The sequence below is a fragment of the Kitasatospora sp. NPDC036934 genome (assembly GCF_055608425.1).
Genome location: NZ_JBVJQR010000031.1, coordinates 21,795 through 38,142, shown reverse-complemented (window position 1 = coordinate 38,142; position 16,348 = coordinate 21,795). Strand labels below are relative to the sequence as shown.

14 protein-coding genes are annotated in these 16,348 nt (G+C 74.0%); 8 read left to right on the top strand and 6 right to left on the bottom strand.

Annotated elements, in window-relative coordinates:
* Positions 1-153: 153 nt before the first annotated feature.
* Positions 154-423, bottom strand: coding sequence for a hypothetical protein (locus ACZ7BZ_RS32575; RefSeq protein ID WP_188303958.1), 270 nt, complete (start codon positions 421-423; stop codon positions 154-156).
* Positions 424-762: 339 nt separating this feature from the next.
* Between ACZ7BZ_RS32575 and ACZ7BZ_RS32570 the strand changes: the two genes are divergently transcribed.
* Positions 763-2,001 carry a polysaccharide deacetylase family protein gene (locus ACZ7BZ_RS32570; RefSeq protein ID WP_470361489.1) on the top strand — a complete coding sequence of 413 codons (1,239 nt, stop codon included), beginning with the start codon at positions 763-765 and terminating at the stop codon, positions 1,999-2,001.
* A gap of 724 nt (positions 2,002-2,725) precedes the next feature.
* On the opposite strand, the gene ACZ7BZ_RS32565 is transcribed toward ACZ7BZ_RS32570, so the two are convergent.
* Complete coding sequence (locus ACZ7BZ_RS32565) at positions 2,726-3,496, bottom strand: glutamate racemase (protein ID WP_470361488.1); 771 nt, start codon at positions 3,494-3,496, stop codon at positions 2,726-2,728.
* Between the two features lie 66 nt (positions 3,497-3,562).
* Between ACZ7BZ_RS32565 and ACZ7BZ_RS32560 the strand changes: the two genes are divergently transcribed.
* On the top strand, positions 3,563-4,702 hold the full coding sequence (locus tag ACZ7BZ_RS32560; protein ID WP_470361519.1) for a glycosyltransferase: 1,140 nt from the start codon (positions 3,563-3,565) through the stop codon (positions 4,700-4,702).
* Between the two features lie 57 nt (positions 4,703-4,759).
* Complete coding sequence (locus ACZ7BZ_RS32555; protein ID WP_470361487.1) at positions 4,760-5,506, top strand: SAM-dependent methyltransferase; 747 nt, start codon at positions 4,760-4,762, stop codon at positions 5,504-5,506.
* 18 nt (positions 5,507-5,524) lie between these two features.
* Here ACZ7BZ_RS32555 and ACZ7BZ_RS32550 read toward each other — a convergent pair whose 3' ends face one another.
* From ACZ7BZ_RS32550 to ACZ7BZ_RS32540, 3 genes are all read right to left on the bottom strand, one after another.
* The gene (locus ACZ7BZ_RS32550; RefSeq protein WP_470361486.1) at positions 5,525-6,400 is read right to left on the bottom strand and encodes an alpha/beta fold hydrolase; all 876 of its coding nucleotides are present in this window, start codon (positions 6,398-6,400) and stop codon (positions 5,525-5,527) included.
* A gap of 106 nt (positions 6,401-6,506) precedes the next feature.
* Positions 6,507-7,181 carry a thiol:disulfide interchange protein DsbA/DsbL gene (locus ACZ7BZ_RS32545; RefSeq protein ID WP_470361485.1) on the bottom strand — a complete coding sequence of 225 codons (675 nt, stop codon included), beginning with the start codon at positions 7,179-7,181 and terminating at the stop codon, positions 6,507-6,509.
* 128 nt (positions 7,182-7,309) lie between these two features.
* A complete protein-coding gene (locus tag ACZ7BZ_RS32540) occupies positions 7,310-8,509 on the bottom strand; it encodes a glycosyltransferase family 4 protein (protein ID WP_470361484.1) in 1,200 nt (399 codons plus the stop codon).
* A gap of 462 nt (positions 8,510-8,971) precedes the next feature.
* Between ACZ7BZ_RS32540 and mscL the strand changes: the two genes are divergently transcribed.
* The 5 genes from mscL to ACZ7BZ_RS32515 all read left to right on the top strand — a co-directional run bounded on the left by mscL (position 8,972) and on the right by ACZ7BZ_RS32515 (position 14,962).
* Positions 8,972-9,421, top strand: a complete 450-nt coding sequence (gene mscL / locus ACZ7BZ_RS32535) for a large conductance mechanosensitive channel protein MscL (RefSeq protein ID WP_380456768.1) — start codon at positions 8,972-8,974, stop codon at positions 9,419-9,421.
* Between the two features lie 411 nt (positions 9,422-9,832).
* Entirely contained in the window at positions 9,833-10,621 is a 789-nt protein-coding gene (locus tag ACZ7BZ_RS32530) for a DUF6643 family protein (RefSeq protein ID WP_470361483.1), read from the top strand.
* 286 nt (positions 10,622-10,907) lie between these two features.
* Positions 10,908-11,783: an MOSC domain-containing protein gene (locus ACZ7BZ_RS32525; protein ID WP_470361482.1), complete on the top strand. Its 876-nt coding sequence runs from the start codon at positions 10,908-10,910 to the stop codon at positions 11,781-11,783.
* A gap of 298 nt (positions 11,784-12,081) precedes the next feature.
* Positions 12,082-14,544 carry a right-handed parallel beta-helix repeat-containing protein gene (locus tag ACZ7BZ_RS32520; RefSeq protein ID WP_470361481.1) on the top strand — a complete coding sequence of 821 codons (2,463 nt, stop codon included), beginning with the start codon at positions 12,082-12,084 and terminating at the stop codon, positions 14,542-14,544.
* A 112-nt stretch (positions 14,545-14,656) separates the two neighbouring features.
* A complete protein-coding gene (locus ACZ7BZ_RS32515; protein WP_470361480.1) occupies positions 14,657-14,962 on the top strand; it encodes a DUF6191 domain-containing protein in 306 nt (101 codons plus the stop codon).
* A gap of 85 nt (positions 14,963-15,047) precedes the next feature.
* Here ACZ7BZ_RS32515 and ACZ7BZ_RS32510 read toward each other — a convergent pair whose 3' ends face one another.
* Complete coding sequence (locus tag ACZ7BZ_RS32510) at positions 15,048-16,178, bottom strand: PLP-dependent cysteine synthase family protein (RefSeq protein ID WP_470361479.1); 1,131 nt, start codon at positions 16,176-16,178, stop codon at positions 15,048-15,050.
* Positions 16,179-16,348 lie beyond the last annotated feature (170 nt).

The window sequence follows — 16,348 nt, the reverse complement described above, 5'->3', positions numbered from 1 at the left end:
GAGGAAGCCGTTGTCCGGGAATGGGGAAACACAAGCGCGGATGATTGTCAGAAGAGATGAAATTCGGTCGTTCTGACCAATTTCGATCGATCTGTCGATCAATCGCACCCGACCCTGGCGAAGCACTCGACGGAGTGAGCGCCGGCGCCACGGTCAGAGCGCGGCACCCCGCCGACGGACCACTCCGAACACGATCCGGCCGAGCAGCAGGACGCCCGTCGCCAGGCAGCCGGCCACCGCCATCGCCCAGGCCGGACCGTCACTGTCCGGAACGATCACGGCCACGACGATGCCCAGCACCAGACAGGCCACGCCCGCCACCGCCAGCGGAATCCGGTGGGTGACCAGGGCTCCACCGCTGCACGCGCGCGTCCATCGGGTCGCACCGTGCAGGTGGAAGGGATCACGGTCCGCATCTGCCATGAGCCCAAGGTACCCCGGGCACGCCCCCGAAGCAGCCCGCAGGGAGTGAGGCCCCGCGCACCCTGCGCGACCGCCCGTCCGGGGGTGCTCAGGGCCTGCGGACGCGTGTACGGGCTCCACAATCAGTCCACGAAAAATCCTCGTCCCCCCGGTACAACCATCCGCCTGGTGCAGGGGTCTCAATGGCATCGAGTGATCCAGGAGCCGTTCGCGGGAGGGTGAGACCCCCCACCGAGAACCGGAATACCCAGGGAGCGGAGCCGCCGCCCCCTGGAGTCGGAGGCCGGGCTCCGTCCTCCGGCGGTACCGCCACGCCGCTCGGCGACCAAGGGGGAACCGTTGCCGCAGACCCAGTCCACCCCGTCGACCTCCACCGCCCGCGCCAGGCCCCTATCCGGCGTCCGGGCACTGCCGCCGCCCACCGGCTTCGCGTCCGACCACCACGGCGCCGGCCGCCCCCGACCCACCATCGAGGCGAAGCGCCTCGAACCGACCAGACGGCTCGACACCAAGCGCCTCGAGACCAAGCACGTCGAGCTGGTCGGTGCCGAGGTGGCCGGTGCCGAGGCGTTCGACATCGCGGCGGTCGGTGTCGGGCCCGTCGGTATCGGGCCCGTCAGTGTCGAGGCCGAGCCCGTCGACGTGGCGCACACCGAGACGGAACAGCAGGACGCACGGGGCGAATGGCTGCGGTTCGCCCCCGTACAACCGCTGTTCCGGGCCCGGGCCGCCCAGCGACTCGCCGTCCTCGCCTACCACGGGGTCACCGACCACCGCTCCTTCGGCGCCCAGCTGGACCGGCTGCGAAGGCTCGCCACCCCGGTCTCGCTGGAGGCCGTCCTCCAGGCCGTCAGCGAGCGGCGGCCGCTGCCGCCGCGCAGCGTCCTGGTCACCTTCGACGACGCCGACCGGAGCGTCCTCACCCACGCCCTGCCCGCCCTCGACGCGCGCGGCATCCCCGCCACCGCCTTCGTCATCTCCGAACTCATCGGCACCGAGCGCCCCTTCTGGTGGCACGAGGCCGACTTCCTCGCCCGCCACGGCGGCCGCGCCCGCTCACTCGACTGCGGCCACCCCTCCCAGCTGCTCCCCCGGCTCAAGGCCATGCCCGACCCGGACCGGCGCCGCAGCCTGCACGAACTGCGGGTCAGCGCCGACCGCCGGCCGCCCCGCCAGGAACAGCTCACCCCCGCCGACCTCCTCGCCCTCCGGGACGGCGGGGTCGCCATCGGCAACCACACCCAGGGGCACCCCTGCCTCGGCCGCTGCGACGACGTCACCGTCCGCGCCGAGATCACCGGCGCCCACGAAGCCCTCACCCGCTGGCTCGGCGAACCCCCGATCGCGTTCGCCTACCCAGACGGCGGCCACGACGCGCGCGCCGAAACCGTCCTGCAGGAACTCGGCTACCGCCTCGGCTTCCTCTCCGACCACCGCCTCGGCCCCCGCCTCCCCACCCACCCCCTCCAGATCAGCCGCCTCCAGGTCGACTCCACCACCAGCATCCGCCGCTTCGACACCATCCTCTCCGGCCTCGAACCCGCCTACCGCCGCTGGCGCCGCCACGAGGTGGCCTGACCCGGTGGCGCCGCTGCGCAGGAAGTCGATCCGGCCGACTTCCTGTGCAGCGCCCCTTCCGGCCACTTCGTGGACCGGCGGGGTGCGGGGACGAGGCCGGCCAGCGCCTGATGGGCCGAGCCGGTCGGCACCAGAAGTCGGCCGGATCGACTTCCTGTGCCACCGGCGGCGGGGAGGCAGCTCGGTAGCGGGGTGGAATGCCCTGCTCCGCTTGCTCCGCTGCGTGGATCTGGTGCCGAGCGGGGTGACGCCCATCAGGGCGTGGGCCCGGCTACTTCGGCGCCCACTAATGCCCGAGCGGCCGGCCGGGCCGCGCGGCACCAGAAGTCGGGCAGGCTGACTTCCTCATGCCCACCGGCCGGGAGGGAACAGGTCGAGCGGGCCGAGAAGTGGCCGGGCGACCTGGCTCCGTGCCGGGAGGACTGGGCGAGCCCGGCTGGTGGAGCCCTGCTCCGGACCCGGAAGTCGCCCGCTCGCCTGGCCCGCTCCCGGGGCCGGCCCGGCAGCCCGGTGGCCGGGTCGGAGGGCGACCGACAGCAGGCCCGGGACGGGGGTCCCGGGGGCTGAGGGCGGCGGGCTTGCCGGGCCGGGGTGCCCCGGGTCGTGGGGTGAGGCCGGTTGAAGGGTGCGAGTGCGGCGGACCGAAGGGTCCCTACGGGGGCGGGGTCCGGGCCGCCGAGCGAGCGGCCCTGCGGCGGGCCGGGAGCCCGGCGGGGTTCGGGGGTCAGGCGATGGCGGGGGTGAGGGAGAGTCCCTGGGGGTAGAGGGTGACGGCGCCGGGGAGGGTGGCGGGGGCGCCGGCGTGGAGGACGGTGAGGGTTCCGGTGCCGGTGCGGGTGGGGTCGGCGACGCGGCGGAGGGCCTGGGCGGCGACGGCGTCGGCGGAGCCGTGGAAGGTGAGGGCCGGGGAGGCGCTGGGGGCGACTGCGGCGCGGATCCGGTCCTCGACCAGCTCGTAGTGGGTGCAGCCGAGCACGATGGTGTCGGTGCCCTCGGGCGTACGGGCGGCGGCGTCGGCGATGGCGGCGGTGATGGCGTCGTCGTCGCCGTGCTCGACGGCGTCCGCGAGGCCGGGGCAGGCGACCTCGGTGATGTCGGCGGTGCCGCCGAAGTCGCGGATCAGCCCGCGCTGGTAGGCGCTGCCGGTGGTGGCCGGGGTGGCCCAGATGGCGACCCGGCCGCCGGCCGAGGCGGCGGGCTTGATCGCCGGGACGGTGCCGATGACGGGCAGGCCGGGCTCGAGTTCGGCGCGCAGGGTGTCGAGCGCGTGGACCGAGGCCGTGTTGCAGGCGATCACCAGGGCGTCGGGTTCGAGGGCGGCGGCGGCGCGGCAGCAGCCGAGGGCAAGCTCGGTGACCTCGGCGGGGGTGAGCGGTCCCCACGGCATCGAGGCGGGGTTGGAGGAGAGCACCAGGTCGACGTCGGGGCGCAGCTTCCGAACGGCGGCGGCGGCGGCCAGCAGGCCGATTCCGGAGTCCATCAGGGCAATCTTCACGGGGCAAGACTCTAGTCGATCCACCGGTGGCGGCCCGATCTGCGGCAGACTGCCGGGGTGACCGTCCTGCTGTGGATCGCCGCGTTCTCCCTGCTGGTCTGGCTCTGGCTGACGTGCTGCCACGGCTCGTTCTGGCGCACCGACGTCCGTCTGCCGCCGCGCCGTCCGCCGGTGCGCTGGCCACAGGCGGCGGTCGTGGTGCCGGCCCGGGACGAGGCGGCGGTGCTGCCGTCGTCCCTGCCGACACTGCTGGCGCAGAAGTACCCGGGGCGGGCGCGGGTGATCCTGGTGGACGACCACAGTTCGGACAGCACCGGTGCGGTGGCGGCGGAGCTGCGGACGATGGACGGGCTGGAGCTGACCGTGACCACCCCTCCGCCGCTGCCCGACGGCTGGACGGGCAAGCTGTGGGCGCTGCGGCACGGGGTGGAGCTGGCCGGCCCGGACGTCGAGTACCTGCTGCTGACGGACGCGGACATCGCGCACGGCCCGGACTCGCTGGCCGAGCTGGTGTCCGCCGCCGAGTCGGGCGGGCTGGACCTGGTGTCGCAGATGGCCCGGCTCCGGGTGGAGACCGGCTGGGAGAGGCTGGTGGTCCCGGCCTTCGTCTACTTCTTCGCCCAGCTGTACCCGTTCCGCCGGAGCAACCGCCCCGGGTCCCGGACCGCGGCCGCGGCGGGCGGGTGCTCGCTGGTGCGGCGGGAGGCGCTGGAGCGGGCAGGCGGGGTGGCGGCGATCCGGGGGGCGGTGATCGACGACGTGTCGCTGGCCCGGGCGGTGAAGTCCTCGGGCGGGCGGACCTGGCTGGGCCTGGCCGGGGAGGTGGAGAGCGTCCGCCCGTACCCGCGGCTGGAGCAGCTGTGGCGGATGGTGTCGCGCAGCGCGTACGCCCAGTTGCGGCACTCGCCGCTGTTGCTGCTGGGGACGGTGCTGGGGCTGGCGCTGGTGTACCTGGTGCCGCCGGTGGCGACGGTGGCCGGGCTGGTGGCGGGGGTGGTGCCGGTGGCGGTGGTGGGCGGGGCGGCCTGGGCGCTGATGGCGGGGACGTACCTGCCGATGGTCCGGTACTACCGGCAGCCGGCCGCGGCCGTGCTGCTGCTGCCGTTCACGGCCTCGCTGTACCTGCTGATGACGGTGGACTCGGCGGTGCAGCACTGGCAGGGCCGGGGTGCGGCCTGGAAGGGCCGGACCTACTCCGGGGCTTGAGAGGCCCGGGGCGGGAAACCCTGGGCGCGGCGGGCTCGTCGGGCCCATACTGCTCGGATGGACCGTCAGCGGATCTCCCGGCTCGCCCATGCCCACCACCCGATCGCGGCACCGCTGGCGGACGGGTCGGTGGCCCGGCTGCTGGAGCGGGCGCTCGGCGGGCAGGGGTCCGGCCGGGTGCTGGACCTCGGCTGCGGCGAGGGCGCCTGGCTACTGCGGGCGCTGGCCGCGCGGCCGGGCTGGCGGGCGGTCGGCGTGGACGTGGACGCGGCGGCGCTGACCCGGGCCCGGGAGTCGGCGGCGGCGCTCGGTGTGGTGCGCCGGATCGGCCTGCACCACCGGGACGTGCGGGAGTTCACCGACCGGGAGCGCTTCGACCTGGTGCTCTGCGTGGGCGCCACCCACGCCTTCGACGGCCTGCTGCCCACCCTCGCCGCCGCCGGTGAACTCCTGGCGCCCGGTGGCCGGTTGCTGGTCGGCGAGGGGTTCTGGGAGCGTACGCCGTCCCCGGCCGCGCTGGACGGGCTGGGCGCGGCCCCGGAGGACTTCGCGGATCTCGCGACCACCACCGACCGGGTGCTCGCGGAGGGCTGGACGCCGGTGGACGGGCACGTCAGCACGGCGCGGGAGTGGGACGACTACGAGTTCGCCTGGACGGGTTCGCTGGCCGAGTGGGCGCTGGACCACCCGGAGCATCCGGACGCGGCGGCCGCCCGCGAGGCCGCGGACCACCACCGCACCGGGTGGCTGCACGGCTACCGGGGGACGCTCGGTTTCGTCACCTATCTGCTGCGCCGCGACTGAACTCACCGATGGGCGCGGCTATTTCTGCGTCCGGGTGAGGAAGTCGTCGATCAGCGGGGCGATTTCGGGCAGCTTCTCCTCCAGGGCGAAGTGCCCGGTGTCGAAGGTGTGCAGTTCGGCCGCGGGCAGGTCGCGCAGGTAGGCGCGGGCGCCGGCCTCGGTGAAGAACGGGTCGTTGCGCCCCCAGAGCACCAGCGTGGGCGGCTGGTTGGCGCGCAACCAGGCCTGCCACTGCGGGTACAGCTCGACGTTGGAGAAGTAGTCGAGGGCGAGTTCGACCTGAATGTCCTTGCGGCCGGGCAGGTCGAGGAAGTGCTGGTCGAGGGTCCAGCCGTCGGGGGCGACCAGGCTCGGGTCGCCGGTGCCGCCCTCGTACTGGCTGCGGGTGACGTCCAGGGTGAGGATCGACCGGGCGGCCTCCTCGGCGCCGGGGACGCCGCGCCGCTGGGCGATGAACCCCCGCGCCTGGTCGGAGAGCCCCTCCTCGTAGGCATTGCCGTTCTGCACCACCAGGCCGGTGATCCACTCCGGCCGGCGGGTGGCCAGGCGCAGACCGACGGGTGCGCCGAAGTCGAAGGCGTAGAGCGCGAAGCGGTCCAGGCCGAGGGCGAGGCAGAAGCGCTCGATCGCGTCGGCGAGGGTGTCGAAGCGGTACGGGAAGGCGTCGGGCGCGGGGCTGTCGCTGTAGCCGAAGCCGGGGTAGTCGGGGGCTATCAGACGGTGGCGGGTGCCGAGGGCGTCGAACAGCCGGGCGTACTGGTGCGAGGCGGAGGGGAAGCCGTGCAGCAGCAGGAGGACGGGGGCGTCGGCCGGCCCGGTTTCGCGGTAGAAGACGCGCAGGCCGTCGAGGTCGACGCGGCGGTGGCGGATGTGGGGGATCGTCAGCTCGCTCATGCTAACCATTAAACACCATATGAACAGTTAGACAAGGCGTGCCGCGGACACCGCACGGGCGAACTGAGCCCCCGTCAACCACCGCCGGTTTTCGGCCACCCGGGCTTCAGTGCGTCTTCAGCTGCTCCTGCTGCACCAGGTAGTCGAGCACCTCGGGCATCGCCTCGACCCCGCCGGCCTTGGTCGGGGAGGTCCGGTACTCACCCTGGACCACCACCGTCGGCAGCTCGTTGATGCCGTAGCGGACGAACTGGGCGGCCGCGTCGTCCACCGACCGCCGCACCTCGGCGGAGCGGTAGGCCGTGCGGAACTGCTGGGCGTCGACGCCGTGGCGCACCGCCCAGTCGGTGGCGGCGGCCTCGGTGGCGAGGTCGGCGTGGTCGGTGTGGACCGAACGGAAGGCACTGGTCTGCAGCCGCTCGACCAGGCCAAGGCGCTCCAGCGCGTAGTACAGGCGCGCGTGGGCGCGCTGCACGCCCTCGTCCGGGCCGCCCTGCCAGATCGCCGGGACCCGGCGCAGCGCGACATCACCGCGGTGCCGCTCGGCCCAGGCCTGCAGCGGCTGCTCCAGCGCCTGGGAGTGGCCGCAGTCGTACCAGAAGAACTCGACGGCCTCGGTACGGGCGCTCTCGCGCACCGGTTGCGGGCGCTCCAGCTTGACGAACTGGACTCCCTCGGACGGGGGTTGGTGAGCCGCCGCACCGGCCTGGACGGGGGATGCGGCGATCCCGGCGGCGACGGCGAGCAGGACGGTGGACCGCAGCAGCGACTTCGAGTTCACACCGGGCAGTGTGGTGGTGACGTCCCGTTACCGGCGAGTCGGTACGGGGCGGCGGGCCCGGATTCGCCCGAACGGCGTAGCCGGCCCGGCGTCCACGGGCACCCGTGCCGGTCGTCGCGCGGCGGAGCTCAGCCGGCGGGGGTGCCGGTCCACACCTCGGCGACCAGCCGCTGCCAGTCGTCCACCACCGCGCCCAGCTCGAAGTGCTCCAGCGCGTGCGCCCGGGCGGCCGCGCCCAGCCCCGCGCGATTGCAGGCCAGCACCTTGGCCAGCGCCTCGGCCAGGGCGAGTGGGTCCCCCGGGGCGACCAGTGCTCCGGTGGCGCCGTCCCGGACCACCTCGCGCACCCAGCCCACGTCGGTGGCGACGGCGGGCACCCCGGCCAGCGCCGCCTCGATCAGCGCACCGGGCACCCCCTCGCTGTCGCTGGTGAGCAGCAGCGCGTCGGCCGCCCGGTAGAGCGGGGCCGGGTCGGGCAGCGGGCCGAGGAAGTGGGCGCGGGCGGCGGCCGGGTGGCGGGCCAGCGCCTCCAGCAGCGGGCCCTCCCCGGCGACGGCCAGCCGGACGTCGGGCAGCCGGTCGAGCACGTCGAGGGCGAGGTCGAGCCGCTTCTCAGGGGCTATCGCACCGATCCAGGCGACCAGCAGGACGTCCGCGGGCAGGCCCAGGGCGTGCCGGGCGGCGCGCCGGTCGGCCCGGCCGTCGGCGGGCGGATAGCTCTCCGCCGCACGGGAGTTGGGGATCACCCGGACCTTGCCGTCGGGCAGTGCGAACTGCTCCTCCAGCACCTCGCGCGCCTCGTCGGTGAGCGTGGTGACGGCGGCGGCGCGGTGCATCAGGGTGCCGCCGCGGAGTCTGCGCAGCCGGTTGGCGGTCCAGTAGCGGGGGTGGCCGACCGAGACGTAGACGAAGGGGGTGGGGGCGCCGGCCAGCGCGAGGGCGCAGGCGGCCAGGGTGTCGGAGCCGTGGGCGAGCACCACGTCGGCGGCGCGAGCGGCGGAGCGCAGCGCCCGCAGGGTGCTCGGGCGCAGCCGACCGGGGCCGAGGACGGCGGCGCGCAGCCGTGCGGTGTCGGGGCACCCCTCGCCGCAGGTCCCCGGCACGGCCGTCCCCGCGGTGCAGAGCCCGGGCGCGACCGCACCCGGCAGGGCGGCGGGCAGAGCAGGATGCGGGGCGAGCGCGCACAGCGCGGAGGCCTGGCCCCGGCGGCGCAGTTCCCGGTGGAGGTCACGGGCGAAGTTCTGGGCGCCACCCCGGCGTTCGTCGCTGATCAGGTGCAGGACACGCGGGCGGGCTCCGGCCGAATCGGCCGCCGTAGGGTCGGGCATGGACCGACCTTGGCACAGCGCTCCGCCCGGTACAGCCCCTTCGCGCAACCCGGTGGTGGCCCGTGCGCCCGCGCCCGTACACCCGATGTGCGCTGAGGGGCCGCCGTCGTGCGCCGGTTGCGACCGCCGTGCGCCCCGGCTCGCCCCCGCCGCTCCGTGCGGCCGCCCCTCCGCTCCGCGAGGCCGCCCCCGCTCCGTCGGGCCGCCCCTTCGCTCCCCCGCACGCCGCGTCGGGCACCGGCTCACGTCGTCGGATCGACCCTGGGCCGCGGAAGGCCGATCGGCCGGTACGCGGACGGCCCGCGCGCCACCCGGGCGGGCCCGGGTCGGGCCGTCGGCCGGTTACGCGGATCGGGTGAACGCGGTTGGACCTCGACCCCGGCCGGTCGGCAGGATGTCCGGCCGGGGCGCCCGGCGTTCTGCCCCATCTCCCCCTTCCCCGTTCGGATTTGGAGTCACCCGGTGTTCAAGGGATTCCGCAGCTTCCTGCTGCGCGGCAACGTGGTGGACCTCGCGGTCGGCATCGTGATCGGCGCGGCCTTCACCGCCGTCGTCACCGGGTTCGTCAGCGCCTTCCTCACCCCGCTGATCGGGGTCGCCACCGGCGCGGTCGGCGACTTCACCCAGAAGACCTTCGAGGTGGGCGGCACCAAGTTCCCGTACGGCCTCTTCGTCAACGCGCTGATCGGATTCGTGCTGGTCAGTGCACTGATCTACTTCGCCGTGGTGGTACCGGTCGGCAAGCTGCAGGAGCGCTTCGAGAGGGCCAAGCCGGCGCCCGCCGCCAAGGTGGACTGCCCGGAGTGCCTGAGCTCGATCCCGGCCGCCGCGACCCGCTGCTCCTTCTGCACCACCGAGGTGACCGCCCGGCCCGGCCTGCCCGCGCAGTCCCAGGCGCTTCAGTCGCACTGACGCCCCGAAGGCGGCGTCGGGAGCGCCTGCGTTCCGGACCCGGAGCAGGCCAGGGAGCAGGCCCGGTTCGCCCCGCGTGGGCCCTGACGGGAAATTTATTCCCCAAACATTCACGAGCCTCCGTCGCACCGTCGGCGGGGGCTCGAATGCGCCCGCGCACGCCCGGTCCGCAAAAGTTTCTCCACGAGGCCCCCAGGCCTCCACCGGCCGGTCATCGCAAGGCCTTCCGGAGGCCGTGTCCGGGTGTCGTTCGATCACTGACGGGGCGCCAGGGTTGTCCGGAACTGAACGCCGGTATGTCCGTTCTTCCTACTTTCGAAACCTTTGTGCGAGCGAAGACTGTGTAAACACTCGAACTGCTCGCCCTCCCGCTCTCCTCAGCAGGCGCATTGTGGGCTTACCGTATGCCCCATGACCTCGCCCCGCTCCTACGACGGAGTCGGCTACCCCTCTCCGTCCTTCTCCTCCGGCACGCCGATTTACGACAGCCTCGTGGCTGAGCGCGGCGTCCCCCAGATCGCACCCATCAACGTGCCGGCCGCCCTGCCGCCGGCGCTGTCCTCCGGTTACGGATCCGGCCTCGGCCAGTCCTACGAGAACCGGTACGGCAACGGGTACGAAAGTGCCGGCAGCAACCTCCCCGCGCTGCCGCCCGCCCGCCTCGCCCTGGGCCCCGGCCCGAGCAGCGGCCCCTCGGCCGGACCCGCCACGGCGTACATCCCGGCGCAGCCCGCGCCGGCGTACGCCGCCGCCCCTCAGCCGCCCGTCCCCGGTTACGGCGCCCCCCAGCCGTACCAGCGACAGCAGCCCGCCGCCCCGACCTTCGCCCAGACCGCCAGCGGTGGCTACCAGCCCACCGGCGGCCAGAGCTTCGGCGGCCAGAACACCTTCATCGGCCAGGGCGGCCAGCAGACCTTCGGCGCCCAGCCGACCGGCGGACCGGCCGGTTTCGGCCAGGGCCAGCCCGGTGGCCTCCCGCAGGGCGGTCCGCAGAGCTTCGGCGGACAGCAGTCCTTCGGCGGCCCGAACCCGGCCGGCCCCGGTTTCCAGGGCCAGGGCGGCGACCAGGGCTTCGGCGGCGGCCAGCTGCGCCCGGCCATGGCGCCGGTCCGCCCGATGCAGCCGCAGCGCCCGGGCCCGTACGGCGAGCCCGGTGGCTTCCAGCAGGGCGGCTACCAGCAGCAGGGCCAGGGCTACTGAGCCACTGACACCAGGGGCCGCCCCACCGGCCCGCACCCGCACCACCTGAGCACCACCCGGCGGCCCCCGAACGCCGGGCGAACGGAGAAACGGGTCATCCACGGACCGCCCGGAACGCCCCCACGGCGTACCGGGCGGTCCGTGCGCGTACGGGGACGTACGGCGACGTGCGGGGGGGGCGGACCAGGGCCGAACGACGACGTGCGGGCGAGGCCTGCGAGTCAGGCGCGCGGGGGCGCAGCAGGGGGCGTGCGTCCGGCCGGAGCGCTGCTGGCAGGATGGGGGAATGCACCTCACCGGACTCCACGTCTACCCCGTCAAGTCCATGTACCGCATGAGCCCGGACACCGCCGCGCTCCACCCCTGGGGTCTGGCCGGAGACCGCCGCTGGATGCTCGCCGACCCCACCGGACGCTTCGTCAGCCAGCGCGAGAACGCGGCCCTCGGACAGATCCGGCCCAGCCTGCTGCCCGACGGAGGGCTGGCGCTGACCGCCCCCGACGGCTCCCGGATCGAGGTCACCGCCCCCACCGCCGCCGGCGGCGGCCCGATCACCGAGGTCGAGGTCTGGGGCACCCGCTTCAGCGCCGTCGAGGCCGCCGAGGAAGCCCACCGATGGACTGCCGAACACCTGGGCGACTACCGGCTGGTGCACCTGGACGACCCGCGCGCCAGGCCCGTCGATCCCGAGTACGGGCGGCCCGGCGACACCGTCTCGATGGCCGACGGCTTCCCGCTGCTGCTCACCACCACGGCCTCGCTGGACCGGCTCAACGAGCTGATCGCCGCCGAGAACCCGGACGGCCACGAGGCCCTGCCGATGGAGCGCTTCCGCCCCAACGTGGTGGTCGGCGGCTCCGAGCCCTGGGCCGAGGACGGCTGGCGCCGGATCCGGATCGGCGCGATCACCTTCCAGGTGGTCAAGCCCTGCGGCCGCTGCGTGATCACCACCACCGACCAGGAGAGCGGCGAGCGGCGCGGCCCCGAACCGCTGCGCACCCTGGCCCGGCACCACAAGCTGCTGCGCAAGGCCGCGTTCGGACAGAACCTGATCCCCGAGCGGCCGGCCGGCGTCGAGGGCGACGTACTGGGCACGCTGCGGCTCGGCGACGACGTCGAGGTCCTGGAGGACGGGGCGCACTGGCCCGCCGACGGGCGCTGAGCCGGCACCGCACCCTGGGGCCCGCCTCCTGGCTCCCGGCCGGAGTCCCGCACGCGGCCCGCCCGTACGGAACTCCGGCTGTGCGCGCTCGTTGAAACAAGTGGTCGGAACCTGTGACCACGGTGGGCGCTCCCGGTGCCCGCGCGGCGACGGGCGGCCGGGCCACCCGCCCCGACCGGTCGGAACGGGCGGACGGACCACCCGTCCGGGCGCGCTACGGTGGGCGGACGGCCAGCGCACCCCCGCGCCCACGGCCCGTTGATCGCCGGCACGACGAAGGTGGGGACGACAGACCGTCATGGCTGAGCACAGGGTCCGGGTCACCCAGGACAGCGCATCCCGCTGGCGTCGCCGCGCGGGCGACTACGACACGCTCGCCGAAGCCCTGGCGGCCGCCGAGCCGGGCGACACCGTGACCGTCCGGCCGGGCACCTTCCGGGAGAACCTGCTGCTGGACAAGCCGGTGACGATCGTCCCGGCCCAGGGCCCGGGCACCGTCCGGATCGAACCGGCCTCCGGGGTGGCGATCACCGTCACCGCCGCCGCGACCGTGCGCGACCTGGTGGTCGAGGGCGGCGACAGCTCCTCCCCGGCCGTCCTGGTCACCGGAGTTCAGGCGACGCCCTCGTTCAGCGGCTGCCGGATCGAGACCCGCTCCGCCACCGGGATCGAGATCGGCGGCGGCGCCCGGCCGACCCTGCGCGGCTGTGTCGTCGCCAACCCCGGCGGACTCGGGCTGCGGCTGCGCGGCGAGGGAACCGCCGCCGCCTTCGAGGACTGCGAGGTCGCCGCGGCCGGCCAGGCCGGGATCGCCGTCCTCGGCGGGGCGACCGCCGCCCTGGACCGCTGCCGGGTCCACCACGCCTCCGGCGCCGGGGTGTTGCTCTCCGACCCGGGCAGCGCGGCCGAGCTCACCGGCTGCGAGATCTACGAGATCCGCGGCAGCGGCGTCCAGGCCGAGGCGCAGGCCGGCGGGCGGCTGGTCGACTGCGACATCCACCGGGTCACCGGCAACGGCTTGACCCTGGACGGCGAGGCCGAACTGGTGCTCACCGGCTGCCGGGTGCACGACCTGCCTGAGAACGGCGCCGACCTGCGCGGACGCGCCCGGCTCAGCCTCACCAACACCACCGTGCGGGACTTCGGGCGCGGGGCGCTGTCGATCTGGGACCAGGGCACCGAGGCCGTTGCCGAGTCCTGCCAGATCCACGGCTCCAGCGGCGAGTACCCGGCGCTGTGGGTCAGCGACGGCGCCCGGCTCACCCTCACCGACTGCTCTCTGCACGACCTGCCGGACGCGCTGTTCGTCCTCGACCGGGACTCCGCCGCCGTCGCCCAGGGCTGCTCGTTCAGCCGGATCCGCAGCTCGGCGGTCTCGGTCAGCGGCGGGGCCACCGTCTCGCTGGCGTCCTGCCGGGTGCAGGAGGCCGGGACCGGGCTCTGGTTCCGCGACCACGGCAGCGGCGGACTCCTCACCGACTGCGAGATCTCCGACGTCGCCACCGGGGTGATCGTCACCAAGGGCGCCGACCCGGTGCTGCGCGAGTGCACGGTACGGGCCAGCGCGGACGCCGGGGTGTACGTCTCGGCGCAGGGCCGGGGCACCTTCGAGGACTGCCGGGTCTCGCACGGCAAGGGCTTCGGGTTCCACATCATCGACGGCTGCCGCACCCAGCTCACCCGGTGCCGGGCGGAACAGAACGAGCGGGCCGGATTCGAGTTCTCCGAGCCGGGACCGATCGCCGAAGGATGCACCTCCGACGACGTGGCCCGGACCGCCCCGGCCGGCCCGACGGTCTCCGGACTGCCGGAATTGCCGACCCCCAGATCGGCCCAACCCGCCTCCGCCGCGCCCGTGTTGACCTCCGTACCGATGGCCTCGGCGGTGTCCCCGACCTCGGCCACCTCGGCCGCGACCGCCGCGATCGGGCCGATCCCGGACTGCCGGCCGGCCGACGAGGCGCTCGCCGAGCTGGACTCACTGGTCGGACTGGCCACGGTGAAGCAGGAGGTGCGCACCCTGATCGACCTGATCTCGGTCGGCCGGCGCCGCCGCCAGGCCGGGCTCAAGGCACCCTCGCTGCGCCGGCACCTGGTCTTCACCGGCGCACCCGGCACCGGCAAGACCACCGTCGCCCGACTGTACGGCGAGATCCTCGCCTCGCTCGGCGTCCTACAGCGCGGGCACCTGGTGGAGGTGGCCCGGGTCGACCTGGTCGGCGAACACATCGGCTCCACCGCGATCCGCACCGCCGCCGCCTTCGACCGGGCGCGCGGCGGGGTGCTGTTCATCGACGAGGCGTACGCGCTCGCACCCGAGGACGGGGCCCGGGACTTCGGGCGCGAGGCGATCGACACCCTGGTCAAGCTGATGGAGGACCACCGGGACGAGGTGGTCGTCATCGTGGCGGGCTACACCGCCGAGATGGAGCGCTTCCTCTCCGCCAACCCCGGTGTATCGTCACGTTTCTCACGCACCATCACCTTTTCCGACTACACGGCGGACGAGCTGCTGGAGATCGCCCGGGCGCAGTGCGCGGAGCACGAGTACGCGCTCGCCGAGGCGACCGCGGACGCGCTGCTGGACCACTTCGGCGGGCTGGAGCGCGGGCCCAACTTCGGCAACGGGCGCACCGCGCGGCAGGTGTTCGAGACCATGGTCGAGCGCCACGCGGTACGGGTCGCGGCACTGGCCGACCCCTCCACGGAGGAGCTGCAGCTGCTGGTCCCGGCGGACCTGCCGACCGCCCCGCTGCCGTAGGGCGGCGCCGGGGACCGCCGGACGGCGGGGGAGCCGGGCGGACAGAGGAGCCGGGCGGGCAGGGGGGCGGGGAGCGGGAACTGCCGGACAGTGGCAGGGCGTTGAGCCGGGCATGGGCATGCTTTTGACGGGTGCGGCGGGTGGACTGCTGTTACCGGCCGGGCTGGTGGTGGTGTTCTTCCTCGGTGCCGTGGTACGGCGGCTCCGCATCCGAACCGCCGCGCCGGGTGAGCGCGATGCGGGGACGACCGCGACAGAGGAGTTGCACGCGCTGCTCTATCCGAGCAAGCGGGTGCAGCTGGAGCAGCGACGGATCGAGCTGGTACTTCGGGACGACGAGCACGACGGGGCGCCGAAGCACACGGGGATCGACCTCGCGGGCGGGCGGGCGGTGATCCGGCGCCGGGGTGGCGGGTGACGGCAGCGGGTGACAGTAGACAGATTCTGAAATCTGTCATCTGTCAGTTGTCGCCCACCCTCCGTCGCGCGTCAGTCGTGGAACCTCAGCCCGTCCAGGCGCCGCCCGCGAGGAAGGACTCCAGCGCGGCCCGGTACGGCGCGATGTCGATCCGCTCGCCGGCCAGCCAGTCGTCCGAGTAGTACTTGTCCAGGTAGCGGTCCCCCGGGTCGCAGATCAGGCCGACCACGCTGCCCGTCCGGCCGGCTGCCCGCATCTCGGCGACGATCCGCAGCGCGCTCCACAGGCCCGTCCCGGTGGAGGCCCCCGCCTTCTTCCCGAGCACCTGCTCCAGCACCCGGACGGCGGCGATCGAGGCGGCGTCCGGCACCTTCATCATCCGGTCGACCGCCCCCGGCACGAAGCTCGGCTCCATCCGGGGCCGCCCGATGCCTTCGATCCGGGAGCCGCTGCCGCAGACGGCGTCCGGATCGTGGTTGACCCAGCCGTCGAAGAAGCAGGAGTTCTCCGGGTCCGCGACGCAGATCCGGGTGTCGTACTGCATGTAGTGCACGTAGCGGGCGATGGTGGCCGAGGTGCCACCCGTCCCGGCGGTGGCGACGATCCAGGCCGGTTCGGGGTGCGGCTCCAGGCGCAGCTGGGCGAAGACCGACTCGGCGATGTTGTTGTTGCCGCGCCAGTCGGTGGCCCGCTCGGCATAGGTGAACTGGTCCATGTAGTGCCCGCCGGTCTCTTCGGCGAGCCGCGCGGAGGCCTCGTACACCTCGTCCGAGCGCTCGACCAGGTGACACTCGCCGCCGTGGAACTCGATCAGGTCGATCTTGGCCTGGCTGGTGCTCTTGGCCATGACGGCGATGAACGGGACGCCGATCAGCTGGGCGAAGTACGCCTCGGAGACGGCGGTCGAGCCGCTGGAGGCCTCGATCACCGGCTTGCCGGGGCGGATCCAGCCGTTGCAGAGCCCGTAGAGGAAGAGCGAGCGGGCGAGACGGTGCTTGAGCGAGCCGGTCGGGTGGGTGGACTCGTCCTTGAGGTAGAGGTCGATCCCCCACTCGGCCGGCAGCGGGAAGCGCAGCAGGTGGGTGTCGGCGGAGCGGTTGGCGTCGGCCTGGACCTTGCGCACCGCTTCCTTCAGCCAGGTGCGGTACTGCGCGTCGGAGCGGTCGACGTCGACGGTCGGCTCCACGCCGAGGCTCAGGCCGGACTGGGTACTCATGGTCACTACTCCCTCGTTGCGGCCCCCCCGCTGCTCACTACGAGTGTACGAGGGTCACGATAAGTGACCGTTTTCGGTGGCCCAGCTTCCGCTTATCGGGCCTTCCCCGTCCGGCGAAGCCGACTGCCCCGATTCCGACCGCCCCCACCGCGCCCACCGTGCCCACCGCC